The sequence below is a fragment of the Flectobacillus sp. BAB-3569 genome (assembly GCF_002270355.1).
Classification (GTDB): Bacteria; Bacteroidota; Bacteroidia; order Cytophagales; family Spirosomataceae; genus Flectobacillus; species Flectobacillus roseus.
Map to the genome: position 1 here is coordinate 151075 of NZ_NJFZ01000019.1, position 17042 is coordinate 168116.

The 17042-nt window shown below is 36.6% G+C and carries 11 protein-coding genes; 8 read left to right on the forward strand and 3 right to left on the reverse strand.

The annotated features are described in order from the left end of the window. Window positions 1-104: 104 nt before the first annotated feature. A complete protein-coding gene (locus tag BWI92_RS18025; protein ID WP_095165075.1) occupies window positions 105-3389 on the reverse strand; it encodes a glycoside hydrolase family 2 TIM barrel-domain containing protein in 3285 nt (1094 codons plus the stop codon). A gap of 396 nt (window positions 3390-3785) precedes the next feature. Here BWI92_RS18025 and BWI92_RS18030 point away from each other — a divergent pair, with 396 nt between their 5' ends. The 4 genes from BWI92_RS18030 to BWI92_RS27040 all read left to right on the forward strand — a co-directional run bounded on the left by BWI92_RS18030 (window position 3786) and on the right by BWI92_RS27040 (window position 9139). Continuing rightward, entirely contained in the window at window positions 3786-7115 is a 3330-nt protein-coding gene (locus tag BWI92_RS18030; protein WP_095165076.1) for a PAS domain S-box protein, read from the forward strand. 15 nt (window positions 7116-7130) lie between these two features. Beyond that, window positions 7131-7568, forward strand: a complete 438-nt coding sequence (locus BWI92_RS18035) for a response regulator (RefSeq protein WP_095165110.1) — start codon at window positions 7131-7133, stop codon at window positions 7566-7568. Then, the gene (locus tag BWI92_RS18040) at window positions 7561-8586 is read left to right on the forward strand and encodes a PAS domain S-box protein (RefSeq protein WP_095165119.1); all 1026 of its coding nucleotides are present in this window, start codon (window positions 7561-7563) and stop codon (window positions 8584-8586) included. The genes BWI92_RS18035 and BWI92_RS18040 overlap by 8 nt, the downstream gene beginning before the upstream one ends. Before the next feature lie 319 nt (window positions 8587-8905). After that, window positions 8906-9139 carry a hypothetical protein gene (locus BWI92_RS27040; RefSeq protein WP_141234829.1) on the forward strand — a complete coding sequence of 78 codons (234 nt, stop codon included), beginning with the start codon at window positions 8906-8908 and terminating at the stop codon, window positions 9137-9139. Window positions 9140-9269: 130 nt separating this feature from the next. Here BWI92_RS27040 and ccsA read toward each other — a convergent pair whose 3' ends face one another. Beyond that, the gene (gene ccsA / locus BWI92_RS18045) at window positions 9270-12362 is read right to left on the reverse strand and encodes a cytochrome c biogenesis protein CcsA (RefSeq protein ID WP_095165126.1); all 3093 of its coding nucleotides are present in this window, start codon (window positions 12360-12362) and stop codon (window positions 9270-9272) included. A 557-nt stretch (window positions 12363-12919) separates the two neighbouring features. Between ccsA and BWI92_RS18050 the strand changes: the two genes are divergently transcribed. The 4 genes from BWI92_RS18050 (at window position 12920) to BWI92_RS18065 (ending at window position 16154) form a co-directional block, all read left to right on the forward strand. Continuing rightward, on the forward strand, window positions 12920-13621 hold the full coding sequence (locus BWI92_RS18050) for a response regulator transcription factor (protein ID WP_310588929.1): 702 nt from the start codon (window positions 12920-12922) through the stop codon (window positions 13619-13621). Continuing rightward, window positions 13618-15000, forward strand: a complete 1383-nt coding sequence (locus BWI92_RS18055; RefSeq protein ID WP_095165131.1) for an ATP-binding protein — start codon at window positions 13618-13620, stop codon at window positions 14998-15000. The genes BWI92_RS18050 and BWI92_RS18055 overlap by 4 nt, the downstream gene beginning before the upstream one ends. 177 nt (window positions 15001-15177) lie before the next feature. Continuing rightward, window positions 15178-15627, forward strand: coding sequence for a hypothetical protein (locus BWI92_RS18060; RefSeq protein WP_095165137.1), 450 nt, complete (start codon window positions 15178-15180; stop codon window positions 15625-15627). Between the two features lie 170 nt (window positions 15628-15797). Next, a complete protein-coding gene (locus BWI92_RS18065) occupies window positions 15798-16154 on the forward strand; it encodes a hypothetical protein (protein WP_095165148.1) in 357 nt (118 codons plus the stop codon). 6 nt (window positions 16155-16160) lie between these two features. On the opposite strand, the gene BWI92_RS18070 is transcribed toward BWI92_RS18065, so the two are convergent. Then, window positions 16161-16811 (reverse strand): transposase family protein, encoded by a 651-nt coding sequence (locus BWI92_RS18070; RefSeq protein ID WP_176464474.1) that lies wholly within the window; start codon window positions 16809-16811, stop codon window positions 16161-16163. Window positions 16812-17042: the final 231 nt, after the last annotated feature.

Consider the following 17042-nt stretch of genomic DNA (forward strand, 5'->3'; position numbering starts at 1 on the left):
ATTATCCGATAATCTCGCAATTTTTAGTATTTGTCCACAGGGAATGATACTAGTTCAAGACTTAGTCTTGGACTTATTTTTTACAGTTTGTTAAAGCGTTTACCCTAAAAAACTATCTTCCTTTTGACATTTGTGATACTTTCTTTACCCAAAGTCATTGGTTTCAAATAGAAAGAGTAGGTATAATCCTTTGCAGGAATCTGATGCTGTTCCAGAGGGGCAGCCACCTCGCTCCATGAATCGTTGCCACCTACACCCATTTGCACAAGGTCGATATTGAGGGTAATATAGCCTGCATCTTGCAGTTTGTAGGTATGTTTGGCGTTTTGAATATTGGCCTCAGTATAAGGCCAAGCGCTCATGCTTAGTAAGCTATCTGCCACTACCAACAAACCTGTTTGTTGTTTATTGCCCAAAAACATCCAGCGAACATCGGTACGATTACCATTTTCTTGCGGTACTACATAGTTTTCCATAAACTCCTGAATAGCCTGTGAATAGATACCCACATCCATTCCTTGGCGTTTATCGGTGTAGTTTTCCATCGGACCACGACCAAACCAAGTAATATGCTCAAACTCACGACGTATTCCCATTTGCATACCAACTTTAGGTAGATTGGGAAGTTTAAATTTTGGTGAAAAATGATAAGTTACTTTTACAACTCCTTGAGGATTAATGAGATATTGGATTGTGACATTTGCGCTATCGCCTACAAGACTATAGTTTGTTGTGACTAAAATGCCTTTATTCGACTTTTCAGTTTTTAGGTCTTTTACTTTCAATTGGACGTTATACCATTCTTTCATTTTGCGCTGAGGTTTCCAACCACGACGGTCATTGTCGGTCAATGGACGAGAGAAATGGGGGAGGAGTGGAGCGGATATTTGCTCTTTACCATTCAACAAATACGAGCTTAAAGCGCCAGATTCTTTTGAAAAGCTAAGTTTAAAGTTTTTATCAGAAACAATAACCTGTTTTTGCTCATCGTCTACTTTTAAAGAGGATTTTAACGAAATAGTTTCTTTAATTTTTGCCTTAATTTCTAATTGATTACTGGCAACAACGAAACCTTTCTCAGCCCAAGGCTGAGTTTCTGGCAACAGAAACGAAATCTGAATATGATATTCTGAATTAGGTTTTAATACGGGTAAATACGAGGCAATATTCAGTTGTGTGGAAGCTCCTGCCTCCAGATTTAACTTTGGTAATGCCACCGATTTTACGAGATGCCCCTCTTCAAAAACTTGCAATTGCATATCATAATACGAGGCATTGCGATGAGCATGACGATTGAGAATTTGAATTTGTTTTCCTTCCAAATTACTCCATGTAACTTCTATACCTTGAAAAATTCTTTTGGCTTCAAACATGGCAGACTTTGGACTTCCATCGGCGTTTACTACGCCTTTTATGGTAAAATTATCAAAGTATTTTTCTCCAAAATCGCCGCCATAGGCATAATAAGGCTTACCTAAAGAATCCAATTTTACTAATCCTTGGTCTTTAAATTCCCAAATACAACCCCCAATTACGCGTGGAGTTTTACGGAAAATATCCCAAAACTCTTTCAAATTACCTGCACTATTTCCCATGGCGTGGGCATATTCACAAAAGAAAATCGGGCGTGTATCACCATTAGGTTGATTTACCAAAAGCTCTGGCGTATAGATGCTAGGGTACATGCGACTGACCATGTCTACGTAATACTGGTCGAGAGGGTTTTGAGTTCGATGCGAGTGGTCGTTGGGTTTGAGATAACGTGGGTCTTTAGGATCCATATAGCCCTCCAATTTGGGACTTCCCATGGCTGGCTCATAATGTACTGGGCGAGTAATATCAAAATCATGCAACCAGGCCGCCATGGCTGCATGGTTTGGTCCACGACCCGCTTCGTTTCCTAAACTCCAAAAGATAATAGAAGGGTGATTTTTGTCACGCATCGCCATACGATTGCTACGTTCCAAATAAGCGCTTGTCCAAGCGGGGTCATTGCTGAGTTTGCCACCCAAACCATGTGTTTCGAGATTGGCTTCGTCAATGACAAAAATGCCATATTCGTCACAAAGTTCATATAGATAAGGATCGCTAGGATAATGACTAGCACGAATACAATTGAAATTGAATTTCTTAATAGTCTGAATATCAGATAATATGTCTTCTCTCGACAAAGCTTTCCCTTTGGTCGGATGATGGTCTGGACGGTTTACACCATACAGATAGGTCTCACGTCCGTTAATTAAAAGCTTGCTGTTTTTGGGAGAAAATTCAATGGAACGAAAACCCACTTTACAGCTTTTTGCTTCCAGTGTAGCACCTGTGCTATCTTCTAAAGACATCACTAAGGTATAGAGATAGGGGTCTTCGTCGCTCCATAAATGAGGTTGGTTGACTTTACTTTCCAAAATCCCAAATTTGGCATTGTCCAAACGTGGATATACTTCATTGACAATACTTTCGACGGTACAAGAGAGTGGGGCAGTCCAGACTGGTGCGTTCTTTTTATCGTAAAGTTGAGCTTTGATAAGCGTCTTTTTCGAAATAGGTTTTCCTGTAAAATTATCAATACGAGGGCGAAGACTAAAAAGCGCCTCTTTGGAGTCTTTTCCTAACTTGGTTTGATAAAAGAAATCGGCAATACGAAGGCTTGGTTCGGTGTGTAGGAAGACTTCGCGGTGAATACCACTCATACGCCATTGGTCTTGGTCTTCTAAGAAAGAACCATCACTCCAACGGATTACCCAAACTGAAATAGTATTTTCTCCTTCTTTCAAATAGGGAGTAATATTGAACTCAGAAGACAGAAAAGAATCTTCGGCATAGCCTACAAACTTGCCATTGAGCCACACTTTATAAGCCGAACTTACCCCTCCAAAATGTAGATTGATTGTTTGCCCTTTCCAAGAAGCTGGAACCGTAAAACTTCGCTGGTAACAACCTACACCATTATAGTCTTTTGGCACAAAAGGTGGGTTGACAGGACGAAAAGGATATACAGCACTTTTATAAATAGGCTTGTCATAACCTTGCATTTCCCAAGAAGAAGGTACAGGTATTTTTTTCCAACCTTGTACTTTTTGTTGATAAAAATCTTGTGGTTCATCGCCAGGTTTGAGGGCAAATGCAAAATCCCAGTCACCATTGAGTGACATATAGCGTCCGCTTTGCTCACGAGGCTTTTGGATGGCATCTTCGACGGACGCATAGGAATAGGCGGTAGCCCTTGAAGGCTCTCGATTGATACCACTTACTGATGGATCTTCATAAGGTTGTGTTTGATAAACCGTAGGGACTACGGGTATAGGAGCTGGAGTTTTATCAACTAGTTGAGCCAAAGATACAAACGGTACAAACGCCAATGCCAGTCGAAAAAAGGTAAAATATTTCATGAAAATAGAATTAGATTCAAGACTAAAAATCTTTTCACTGTTTCTCAAAGAATATAATTTGATATACAAGCAGTGAAAGAAAATCAAAATTAATTCTAATACTCCTTTAAAAAGTTCTATATTTTTACAATAGATTGTATGATATTATCAGAGTTAATAAGCTTTTATGAAGTTATGGATGAACATTGTGTCAAAGTGATACATAAAATATTGACAAAATGCTTATCGGTTTTTAAACGTTAGAAAATTTTCTGTAGAAAATCATTTTTAAAGTAAGTAATATATTCTATTTTGCTTTATTAGAATGCAAATTTGCCTAAGTATACTCAATAATAAATTACCAACCTCACTTGTTTTGAGGTTGATTCATATTGTTTATACTAAAATCAACAGAGTATGTTGGCTATAATAAAGCATATTTCAAAACCCTATCTTCTGTTTACAATTGAGCAAAATAACTTTGTGGTTACTGAGCTCAATACAGCTTATTTGAACTACTCAGGAGTATTGACAAAAACACAAGTATACGGTCATTCTTTCGAGGAGTTAGAGGCTCTTTTTGTACAAAATGAAGTGTATTTCAAGGAGTCTTTGCTTTCATTGAAAGAGGTATTAGCTACAAGCGCTCCCAATACAGTATACATAAGTTTGAATAATACCGAGGTTGAAGTTCAAAATACGTACTTCCAAGAAAATGGTATTCAATACATCCTCCATATTATTACGATTGCCGAGAAAAGTAGTATATATCTTCCTGAGCTTTTTGAGACGGTAGTAGCGCATACTACCGATACGATTCTTATCATGGATACCTTCAAAGAAGGCGCCGAACCTAAAATTTTATTTGCTAATAAGGCGTTTTGTGACCTTGTAGGATATTCTTTGAGCGAAATTCTGGGCAATAGCCCTATGATGTTTACTGGAGCAGAAACAGATCGTGAGCAAATTGATCGTTTACGTACCTCATCGGAAAATTGCCAACCAATACAACTGTCACTTTTAAATTATAAAAAAACTGGTGAAAAGTTTTGGTTAAATATTTCTGTAACACCAATTTATGACAAAGCAGGTAATTTGATTCAATGGCTGTCAATAGGACGTGATATTACAATTTATAAAAATGAAGAACGGAGAAAAGCATTTAAAGAAAAAGTTCGAACCTTATTTAGACAACCCCAAAGTTTAAACTTTATTCTTTCGGAATTAAGCGATATGTTTATTAATGAGCTGGAACTAAATGCAGTAGAGATATGGCTCAATAGTTTTAATCAAGATATTACGCGATTTGGGAGTCAAGAAAACTATGTATTCTCAGATGCACAATCAGGAGCAGATTTTGCCATGCAGGCTTTTGTTTCTAGGCAAGACATATCGGTATCCGTGAAACCGTCGGGTAAAAAAACGGTAGGTATCGTAATGCAAACTTCAAAGGGTCTTTGGGGAGTATTAACATTGGGCATTCTCAATAATCAATTTTCTGAATTAGAGTTAAGTTGGTTTAAAAAACTGGGAGAATTGTTAATTAATGAAATTGAACGAAAACAAGTAGAACAAGAGTTAAAACAAATATTCAATTTTGCACCTGATATAATTTGCATACTTGGCTTAGATGAATATTTCAAAACTGTAAATCCTGCATTTTGTGATCTGTTGGGTTATTCAGAAAAAGAGTTATTGAGTAAAAAATTCTATGAGTTTATTTATCCAGGAGACCGAAAGCCTACCCTAAATGCTTTCAAATCAGAAAAGGACTTTTCGAAAGTCTATCCTTTTGAAAATCGTTATGTGACCAAATCAGGTGAAATTTTGAGCATTGCTTGGCGTTCGACTATGCGCATGGATGGAAAACATTTATTGGCGATTGGTCGCGATATTACCGAAGAGTTGAAGCTACAGCAATTGTTGCATCGCACCAATTTATTGTCCAAAATCGTGAGTTGGGAAATCAATTTGAAAACACATAGTATCTATGTATCAGATGTGATTCATGAAGTATTTGGCTACACACAAGAGGATTTTAAACTCAGTACAATTGAGGCTTTGGTTGAGGTTTATAAAGAGGGAGAACATCGTAAAAGAGCATTATTCTACATCAATAGAGCTATCCAAACAGGCGAAAATTGGGATGAGGAATTTATCATTCTATTACCTAATGGTACCGAACGATGGGTTAGGGTAATTGGTGAAACGGCTTTTGTCGATGGCAAATGTGAACGAGTATATGGCAGTGTACAAGATATCAATAATAGAAAAATTAATGAATTAGCTCTTCAGGAGGTAATTCATCAGAAAAATGAGATTCTAGAAACCACTGGCGATACCTTTGTAATGCTCAATCAAGAATGGGTGGTAACCTATTGGAATACTCAGGCATTTATCTTAACGGGTATCTCAAAAGAGCAAATCATAGGAAAAGTGATATGGGAAGTTTTTGCTGAAAGTATTGATACAGAGATTTTTACTAATCTTGAATATTCTCGTAAAAACATATTGCCCGTTACTTTTGAGTCGTTCTATGCGCCTATCAACAAATGGGTAGAAATTCGATGTTTCCCTACGGAAGATATTATGAGCGTTTATGCTCGCGATATTACAGCGCAAAAAATGGCTCATCAACAGCTTAAAGAAGAAAGAAACTTGCTTCGGACGTTAATAGATAATTTGCCTGAGACCGTTTATTTTAAAGATACCGAAGCCCGAAAAGTTATTAGCAATCGAGTTGACTATTTATTCTTGGGAGCTCAAAATGAACAAGAGGTCTTGGGGAAAACTGATTTGGAATTATTTGATAATGAGCTAGGTAAAATCGGGTATGAACATGATATTCATATTCTACAAACTGGTGAGCCTTTGCTGAACTATGGACAATTACATCAAACCCCAGGAAAGCCAGATTTATGGTTAGAGTCGAACAAAGTACCTGTTAAAAATGAAAAGGGCGATATAATGGGAGTACTAGGTATTGGGCGCGATATTACGATTCAAAAGCAACAAGAATTAGAACTAAAAAAACTTAATCTTGAGCTAGAAGAATACATCAAACAACTGGAGTTGTCTAATACCGAATTGGAACAGTTTGCTTACGTGGCTTCGCACGATTTGCAAGAGCCGCTTCGAATGATTACCAATTTCCTTTCTCAAATCGAGCACAAATACGAGTCAGTTCTCGACGAGCGAGGGAAGCAATATATTTGGTATGCAGTCGATGGAGCTAAACGAATGCGACAGATTATCTTGGATTTACTGGACTTTTCGAGAATAGGGAGAATAGAAGACAAAAAACAGTTGGTTGACATCAGCGAAGTGCTAAATCATACCCGAAATATGCTCCATCAAGAAATTGTACAAAGTAAGGCCCATATTAAGGTTAGTCAGATGCCTGTTATTTTTTCGAGTAGATTGCGCATTGAGCAAATCTTTCAGAATTTGATTAGTAATGCACTTAAATACCGAAATCCCGATATTAATCCGATCATAGAGATAGACGCCAAAGAAACACTTACACATTGGATTTTTTCGGTGAAAGACAATGGCATAGGTATTGAAGAAGAATATTTTCAAACCATTTTTGTCATTTTTCAACGCCTACATACCCGTGATGAATACGCTGGCACAGGTATTGGTTTGGCTATTGTCAAAAAAATCGTTGAGATGCTGGGCGGAAAAGTCTGGGTTGAATCTGTTGAATACCAAGGTAGTACCTTTTATTTTTCTATAAAAAAATAATACACATACAACACTATGAAGAAAGGACATATCTTATTAGTCGAAGATAATGAAGGAGACATTCTTCTTACTCAAGAAGCTTTTGAACATTCATCTCTTGTCGATAAATTGAGCGTTGTTCGAAACGGAAAAGAGGCTATGGATTTTTTAACCAAAAAAGGAAAATATGCCCATGAAGCTCCTCCTGATTTTGTCTTGTTGGATGTTAATATTCCCAAGAAAAATGGGCATGAAGTTTTACGGTTTATCAAAAACACTGAAAACATCAAGCATATTCCTGTGGTGATGTTTACCACGTCATCGGCACCCAAAGATATTAGTATGGCATACGAAAATCATGCTAACTGCTATATTACGAAGCCTGTAGATGTAAAATCATTTCAAACTACAGTGAGTCAAATCGAAAAATTTTGGTTATCTCTCGTTCAACTATCTCCTAATCACTGTGCATAGAGACGCATTTCCATATAATATATTGGTCATAGAAGATAACATGGGCGATTTTATCTTGATCAATGATTATTTGTTTGAGATGATACGTGAACCCCAAATTACGCATTGTCAAACCTTTAAGCAGGCGCAATCCGTGTTGCAAAAGTCTGAAGAAAAGTTTGATATGATTTTGCTTGATTTATATCTTCCAGATAAAAATGGGCAAAGCTTAATAGACGCTGTTTTGCAGATTTCTCAAGATGCTCCAGTGATTATTTTGTCTGGTAACTCTGATTTAAGCTTTAGTATAAAATCTATTTCTTCGGGGGTAGACGATTACTTAATTAAAGATGATTTGAGACCAACAACACTTTATAAAAGTATAGTTTATTGTATTGAAAGAAGGAAAAAAAGACAAGAGCTTCTTGAGTCAGAGCAGCGCTACAATGAGCTATTTGACTTTAGTCCGCAACCTATGTGGGTATTTGATTTGGAAACGCTTGACTTTATGGATGTTAACTTAGCCGCTATCAAACATTATGGCTATAAACGCTCTGAGTTTTTGTCGATGAAAATATCAGACATTCGTCCCGTTGAGGAAATACCAGCTTTACTAGAAGATGTAAAAGAAACTCGTGTCGTAAATCCGTATTTTGCAATAGGAGTATATAAACATTTAAAAAAGAATGGTGAAATTATCTTAGTAGAAATTCGAGCCAACCCAATTATGTACAAAGGTCGAAAAGCAAGGGTTGTGTTGGCTAACGATATTACCGAAAAAGTCAAATACATTGAATCAATCGAGTTACAGAATAAAAATCTTAGTGAGATCGCATGGATTCAGTCTCATTTGGTACGAGCGCCTTTAGCGCGTATTATGGGAATTATTCAGATGTTTGAACACAATACAAAAATGTCAGAACCTGAAAAGCAAATGTTTTTTGAGCACATCATCACTTCTGCACATGAGCTGGACGAATTAATTATGGAAATAAGCCAGAAAGCATATTTAGCCAAAACAAAGTTTGCTGAAGAGTAGGGTTTGTATAAAAGACTAGGTAAACATGAGTTACCTCTATTTAGTGAATTGAGATTGAGTGGATGAGTGATTATTTTTAATATGAATTTTACCTTTAGAGACGTAATGTTTTGCGTCTTAAGCTGAGTCAATCATAGCATAGTAGCATCAAAAAAGCGGTCGAAAAACAATTTTCGACCGCTTTTTTGATGAATAGTTTAACCATAAGTCTAATTCCAACATTCGGTAAGACGTATGTTTTATGCAATTTATTTCATAAAACCTTAATAATAAGACTACTTTGTAGTGTTATTATCCAAATTACTATTATCTAAACTGTATGAAGATTAAGAGTAAACTTTCGCAAGGGTGTACTATGCCCTTACTATTTCTTCTGTTATCCCATTTTTCATTTTCTCAAGTACAAGATAGTTCGATGGCAAAACCTCAAAGTTTCTTTTCGGGCAATATCGTAGCAAAAATTGAATGTTTAACGGTTCAAGTAAGTGCTTTAGAAGCTGAAAACAAAGCCCAACAAGTCGAGTTTGAGTGTTTGATATTGGCAGTATTATGAGACTCACTCAGTTACACTGTTTGGAAACCATGCAAGAAGTTTAAAGGCTTTTGGATAAAATAGCAATCGTCCCGAAGGTAAGTTTTTTGACACTTAAGTTCAGGATGATTGCTATTTTGGTTGTTTCGTACTACCTACTTTTACCAAAAATCTTTTGATATTTTACGTAAGAAAATATGCTTAAAAGGGTCAGTACTATCACCGTGTAATAGACTGAAGGAGGGATAGGGACAGGGTCACCTGCCGCATAGGAATGAAGGCCAGACAAATAGTAGTTAACTCCCAAGTAGGTCATAATTACCGTGCCAAAACCAAACAAAGCCGCAAAATTAAACGCATATAGGCCTTGTAATTTTGGAATAAAGCGCATGTGCAAGATGAATGAGTACACCAAAATGGTTACGAGTGCCCAAGTTTCTTTGGCATCCCAGCCCCAATAGCGTCCCCATGATTCGTTGGCCCATACACCTCCCAAATAGGTTCCTATGCTAATCATGGCTAAACCACTCAGCAAAATGATCTCGCTGATAATGGTTAATTCTTTGATGGTTTTGAGGATATTTTCTTTGTTCTCTGAGTTGGCAAAGATCATTAATAGCAAATTGAGCATTCCTACCACAGCACCCAGCAACAAGAACCCATAGCTTCCTGCTTCGAGTGATACGTGGATGGTTAACCAATAGGATTTGAGTACAGGCACCAATGGCGTAATCTCAGGGTCGAGCCAGCTCATACTTGCTACCAACAAAATAGTGGCAGCCAAAGTGGTTGTGGCAGCCAATCCTCCCAATGATTTTCTGGAAAATAAAATTCCTGCCAAAGTCGTAGTCCAACCAATATAAATCATGGATTCGTACCCATTACTCCAAGGCGCTCGTCCTGAAATATACCAGCGTAATCCAAGTCCTAAAGTATGAAAGAATAGCCCAACGAATACAATCCAAAATGAAATAGAAGTGATTTTTGACTGTATTTTAACTTTTTTTACGGTTACAAATAAAAAGGTAAAGGTTAGAACCAAACTTAGAATTCCGTAGAAATTTCGAAGTCGGTTAAAAACATCTAGTTTATTCAGAAATAATTCGGATTCAAGTTTGGTTTCAGAAGGAACCAAGTCGCCACCAGTTATGGTTTGATAAGCTCTAATTTTTGCCAATACTCCTGTTGCCTGACTAAAATCTTGGTGATTCACACCTTCATTTAATGCTTGAAAATACGATGTCAATAATTGCTGTGCATCCGAATTACTAGTATTGGCTACTTGGTGATTGTGCATAACATCGGGCAACGACAACCAAGTATTGGTGCTATCTTGTTTTTGAGGAAAAATTCTGATTAACGTTCCCGAAAAGACCATATTCATAATATTGACCTTTTCATCTAGTTTGATGACCGCTTTTTCAAAAGTTCCTTGGTCTTTTGGCATCATAGCCTGTGCTTGTCTTACGGCATCTTCAAGCAAGTATTTTCCATCTGCCGAAAAGAACGATACATAACTTAGGGTATTAGCATCGGTTTTCAATATTTTTTTAAGCTCTGGATGGTCAGGTACTTGAATGATACTTTCTTTTTCCCATTGTCCAGGGAAAAGCAACATTGATAATAAAACCTGATCAGAACTCAAATCTCCAATCGATGATTTTTTAGCAACTTTTCGTAAGATTTCACTGCTATGCGTATTCATTGGTTTGATACGACCGTTGAAATCTTGGACAAATAATTTTCCAAATTCTGCGGCATGATTGGCAGGAATTGTCGAAGTTGCATCAGCATAAACTGCTCCAACCGAACTCAAGGAAAGCAAGCAGAAGATAATAACTGATTTTTGGTAATCTTGAAGTTTTTTAATCAATTGCGTAAAACGACTATTCTTCATAAAGAAGGTCATCACCATTCCGATGGTTAGTAAGAAATAACCCAAATAGGAGAATAGCGTGCCCCAATAATCGTGGTTAACGCTCAGATAGGTTCCTAATTCGTCATTATCATAAGAAGATTGGAAAAAACGATAGCCATCATAATCCAAAATATGATTCATGTAAATTCTGATATCCTGATTCACATGGTTGGCTTGGTCGATAAGTTTTACTTCACTGGCATACGAAGAAGGGTTTTCTGTGCCAGGATATTTTTCTAACTCAAAATCTTTACACAATAACGAAAAAGGAAGTACTTCTTGTTTGGAGCCATAACTAACTGACACATTGGTATTTCCAAATGTCAAAACCTGAGGCTCGCCATTTTCTCCCTTACGACCAGTTACCATCACTCTTTGGGCTTGTCCGTTGACTTTTACGGTCATATTAAGCCCAACCATGCTTTCATTTTTGATTTTTTTCGAAGCCGATTCAATTGAAACAATTCCTTTTGAGACAAAATCTCCAATCACAAAATTACTTCCACCAACACTATATAAGGAACGCAAACGCAAAGGATATTTTCCACCAGCTTGTAATGAATCTTGCTTTTGGGTTGTCATAACTGTTTGACTAACAGCTTTATTGATAGAAAACGAAAGCGTGTCAGCTTCGAGAAAGACATTAAAGGCATTGGGTAAAACCTGATTGGTGAAATTGAAATCGACCCCATTGATTTGCATTTGCTCGCCTTGTTTGACAAAATATTCCTCACGACCGCCTGCACCAGCTACCACTACTTTTATCATGGCTTTACCGTTAGGACTATCTATTGCTTTTTGAACAGGATTTGGAATAAATTTATCAAGATTAAATTCTACCAAATTACTTCCAATTTGATAAGAATTACTAAATGAGTTGTTTCCTAAAGAAGAGAAAAAGACAGGCTCATCAAAAGAATATGATTTGTCATTTTGTTGAACTTTAAAAATCAAGAAAGTTTCGGCAGACAAATAAGTGTTTGAAGTTTGTCCCTCACGAATATGCATCATGCCTTCTGTGCCGAAGTAACGAGTAATACCAGCCCCAATCAAAATCACAATAATGGCCAAGTGAAAAGTAAGCGAGCCCCACTTTTTGAGTTGTATCAGTCTGTAACGCTGAATGTTAGCAAGAATCGAGGCAGAAAATAAGAATAGCAAAATTTCAAACCAAAGACTTCTATAAACTAGGACTTGAGCTGAACTTGTTCCAAAATCATTTTCAATAAAAGTACCTACACCAATGGCAATAGCAAAAAGTAATAGATATGCACCAGCAGCTCTAGTAGAAGTAAGTGTGTTAAATATATTTCTAATAATGTTCATTGTAGTTAGGATATGCTAAAATCTGGACCTTATTGTATCATAATTATTTTGTAAATGTACTTCGTGTCTTTGATTTTATCTACAAGTTCTGATGAATTCTAATTTCTTCCCGTACAGCCAATTCGCGAATGCATCATACTTTATATATGTCGCAAACCAGTACTTTATACCTAGATGGAATAGCGAATAAAATGGTTGGGTGAAGGGGTAATTTTTTTTGAAAAAAAATACTCAGTCATAATTAAGTCTTGGACTTATCTGTTTAAAACAGTTTACAAACAGATAGTTTAGAGCATCTCTAGCAAGCATAGCTAAAGACTATTTGCTTTGCTTGTGCATAAACTTATCTTTGTACTTTGGTACTTTTAGGAGTTTAGCTAGAAAAATGGATACCCAATAGCTAAAAATTAGTAACAGGAATAATTATATTACCAATATATTGGTGATAAACTGTGATAGTATCTTGTTGATTATGAATACAATCCATTAATTGATACACGATTAACTATTAACTTCTTGTACCTAATTAGTACCAAACACCACATACAAAAACGAGAATGATGAAACGTATTTTGCTGATAGAAGATGAAATCAGCGTTGTTACATTTATTAAAAAAGGGCTTACAGAAGAAGGATATGAGGTTTCGGTTTCGCTCACTGGCGAAGTAGGATTTCAAATGGCATCGTCATTTCAATACGATTTGATTATTCTCGACATCATGTTGCCCGACAAAAATGGCTTAGAAGTGTGTAAAGCTATTCGTCAAAAAAATGTAAAAACGCCCATACTATTCCTGACAGCTTTGGGAACAACCGAAAACGTTGTTATCGGGCTCAATTCAGGAGCAGATGATTATTTGGTAAAACCTTTTAAGTTTATAGAACTCCACGCACGCATCAATGCCTTGATTCGTCGCAACGAACAAAGTGGCTCTGATGATTCGCAGGCGCCACAACATATCTATCAGATTGATGATTTGGTGATTAATGATGATTCAAAAATTGTAACCCGCAATAACGAAACTATTACGCTCACCGCCACCGAATATCGTTTGTTATTGGCACTGATTCGTAATCGAGGTAAAGTGCTATCTCGCTTGGATTTATTGGAAAGTGCATGGGATATCAACTTCGATTTGGGAACAAATTTGGTAGATGTTTATATTAATTATTTAAGAAAAAAGATTGATGCGCAGTCACCCAACAAGCTTATTCATACTGTTGTAGGAATGGGATATGTCCTAAAAGTAAAGTCATGAAAACACGTACCAAAATGGCAAGCATCTTTTTTACAAGTTGCTTGCTGATCATCTTGTTGTTAGGAACAGCGGTGTACTACTCTTTTGACAAATATTCGCACGTAGATTTTGACAAGCGAGTACAAACACGTGCGATTATTGCTAGTAAATTTTATTTAGAAAAGGATACTAACAAGTCGGAGGCCTATAAAATGATTCGTGAGCAGTTTTTTGAAAAACTGCATAAAGAAAAGGAAATGGTGATTCAGTTGGAGCCTAATATAAGTTTTAACTCCTACGCTACAAAATACCATTTGCCAGAAGAGCTTCTATTTCAAGTAAATACAAAAGGGAAGGCAACCTTACGAGATGGTGACGTGGTATATTCAGGTCTAAAATACAAGCAAGGCAATAAGACTTCAATTGTGGTGGTGTCTGCCGAAAATTATTTTACAGCTCACCATCTAAGTTATCTGAGAAATGTACTATTGATTGCTATTGCACTTGGCACTCTGTTGACACTTTATCTTTCGATTTATTTCTCGACCCATATCTTCGATCCTGTAAAAAAGATAACTGATAAAGTACGCCAAATAAGTACAGATAATATTCATTTGCGTTTGGATGAACCTGCCAATAATCATGAAATTGGAGAGCTGGCAAGTACCTTTAATCAGTTGTTAGACCGATTAGAAACGGCTTTTGAAATACAGAAAAACTTTGTCAGTAACGCCTCACATGAACTGGGAACGCCTCTTACGGTTATTATTGGTGAGGCTGATTTGGCATTACGAAAAGAACGTACTACCGAAGTCTACCAAGAGGCTATTCATAATATTTTAGTACAAGCCGAGCGATTAGACCATATTACTAAATCCTTGTTGTTTCTGGCACAAAGTGGTTATCAAGGTGATAAACCGACCCGTGAAATTGTTCGTACCGACCAATTGCTTTGGGATGTCAAAGAAACATTTGATAGACTTTCTCCTAAAAGTCATATTATCGTCGACCTAAATGAAGTGCCCGAAGACCCCAAAAGGTTGAAAATTATGGGTAATAGGCAACTATTATTGGTGGCATTTTCCAATATCATTGGAAACGCCTGCAAATATTCTCATAACAAACCCGTAACAATTTCAATTAAAGCTACTGATTCGGAGGTAATTATGGTGATAAAAGACCAAGGAATAGGTATTCCCGAAGAAGAAATTTCTCAGATTTTTAATCCTTTCTTCAGAGCGTCAAATACCCAACTTTTTGAAGGTTATGGGATTGGTTTACCACTTTCTAGAAATGTTATCAAAATGCATAATGGACATTTACAGGTCGACTCACAGGTTGGTGTTGGTACCACGTTTACCATTCGTTTTCCTCATATCTTGGCTAATAAGACTATGTAAGCATTCAGCTCTGGGCATTCAGCAGTGAGCTTTTGCCGAAAGCCCAAAGCTGAATGCCGAATGCCCACTAATCTCAAATCCCCAATCATCTCCCTTTTCTTTAATCCCTTTCTAATACCACTCTTAACCAGCACTAATACCGTTTGATGAAGTTTGTATAAATAATCTTGAAACTTTATGCAAAAGAATATCAGACTTCTTATTCCTGTAGATTTTACGAATACTACCCTTGAGACCATTGAGTGGGCGCTATCCGTTTTTGATGAAAATCCTGTAGAAATAGTCTTGCTATTGGCTCGTGAAATGGAATATTCTATCACTGAAATGATTTTGTATAGACCAAAGCCTTTCCTCGACGAAGTATTTACGACCAACTTCAAAGCTTCTATTGCTGAGCTTCGTCAGATGTACACGAATACTTTAGCAAAAATTCATGTAGAAGTATTTCACGGAAACACCGTGCAAGCCATGAAGAATTTTCTAGAAATACATACGATTAATTGTATTTGTTTGCCACCGTTAGGTTTGTATAAACCCGTAAAAGATAGTTTTGACCCTAGAAAATTGCTACAAAAGTCTAATATATCGGTTATCGAAATGCCATTATATGCCTCTGTAGAGGTCTGAAGCCTTTTTAGCCTTTGTTGGAGTTATCTCCACGAACCGTGCGTCTGCTACAAACCAGTTAACTTATGCCCTCATTACTTGCCGTACTAGATGGAGAATCTCCAACGAGTACGGCATAATTATTGACAGAGATTCAAGGTTTACCTATTAAAATATAACTAAACACAGCCATGAAAATTAAAAGATTACTAATGTTCACTCTATTCACATTGATATTCTTTGCTTGTTCAAAGCAAGATATTGTTAATGATACTGTGTGCGGGGTTACAAACCCTGTTTCAAACCTTCCTTGGTTAAATAAGTTTACTGAGAAAATGCAAAAAGGTGATTATGGAGATTGTAGTAGATGTGTAATGTATTTGGAAAAATATAATTCACGTGATATTCTTGTTGTAGAGAATTTTCCTGACAATTGTGTTTTGTGCGAAGTTAGGGAATGCGATGGCACTTATGTGAAATTTAAGGACTTTGAGGAAAATCAAAATTTTATCAATAATTTAAGAAAGGATAAAATTATTTGGAAATAGACTTTATCACGGTTTATTATTTATTGTTCTGAAAGTAACTCTAAGATTATGTAATCCAACAGCAATATCCATGATTCGATCTAGGATTTGACTGGTTCTCAGGCGTATTTTCTCCTTGACGACTCTTAATCTTTTTACCCTTGCAAAAGCATGTTCTACTCTGACTCTTACTTGGGCAATTGCTTTGTTAATTTGCTTCTGAAGGGTAGTTAATGGGTGGTGTTTTGAGCTTTTATAAGGTAAAATAACATTTTCATTCTCTTTATGAGCCCCTAAAAATCCTAAGTCAGCTATTATCGTTACTGGGGAAGGTTTAAGACCTATTTCATCCCATAAGGTTTTATCATGCAGACTTCCCTCGTAGGTTTCTCCAAGATAATGGATGTAAGTATTGGAATCTGAAAATACTAAGTTTTTTACAGTATGTGTCTTCTTTTTTCCACTATAAAACTCTTTTTGAAGCTCATAGTCTGTACTTCTACTAACCTGTCTTTCAGTGACATCACATAAAATATAATCTAAGTTTTCATCAATACTAAAACTACCCTGACGCTGAGCTAGAAAGTTTAAACGATCTAAGGTTTCATGTAAAACCACCAAGAGATACTTGATCCATTCACTTACTTTTGACTGGCATATCCCAGAATACTCTGCCATAAAAGATTGACTAGGGTTTTGCTTTAAGTAGTGCAATATGAACTTTAGTTTGGCTTCATTCCCATACAGGCTACTTAACTTAGATTCTTTAACTTGTTTATACTTGCGTAAAGTCCCTTTGAGGGTATAGTTGCTAACTCGTTCCTCCATAAGAGGACAAAAAACTGAATATAAATGTGTGTATTCTCAATGATTAAGTGTAGTTAATGTGTTAATTTTGTTCATGGCTCG

Bases quoted from the DNA above. Each gene is read 5' to 3' on its own strand.
- BWI92_RS18060 (WP_095165137.1), top strand. From the start codon at position 15,178: ATGCAAAAGAATATCAGACTTCTTATTCCTGTAGATTTTACGAATACT.
- BWI92_RS18025 (WP_095165075.1), bottom strand. From the start codon at position 3,389: ATGAAATATTTTACCTTTTTTCGACTGGCATTGGCGTTTGTACCGTTT.
- BWI92_RS18050 (WP_310588929.1), top strand. From the start codon at position 12,920: ATGATGAAACGTATTTTGCTGATAGAAGATGAAATCAGCGTTGTTACA.
- BWI92_RS18030 (WP_095165076.1), top strand. From the start codon at position 3,786: ATGTTGGCTATAATAAAGCATATTTCAAAACCCTATCTTCTGTTTACA.
- BWI92_RS18055 (WP_095165131.1), top strand. From the start codon at position 13,618: ATGAAAACACGTACCAAAATGGCAAGCATCTTTTTTACAAGTTGCTTG.
- BWI92_RS27040 (WP_141234829.1), top strand. From the start codon at position 8,906: ATGAAGATTAAGAGTAAACTTTCGCAAGGGTGTACTATGCCCTTACTA.
- BWI92_RS18070 (WP_176464474.1), bottom strand. From the start codon at position 16,811: ATGGCAGAGTATTCTGGGATATGCCAGTCAAAAGTAAGTGAATGGATC.
- BWI92_RS18035 (WP_095165110.1), top strand. From the start codon at position 7,131: ATGAAGAAAGGACATATCTTATTAGTCGAAGATAATGAAGGAGACATT.
- BWI92_RS18065 (WP_095165148.1), top strand. From the start codon at position 15,798: ATGAAAATTAAAAGATTACTAATGTTCACTCTATTCACATTGATATTC.
- ccsA (WP_095165126.1), bottom strand. From the start codon at position 12,362: ATGAACATTATTAGAAATATATTTAACACACTTACTTCTACTAGAGCT.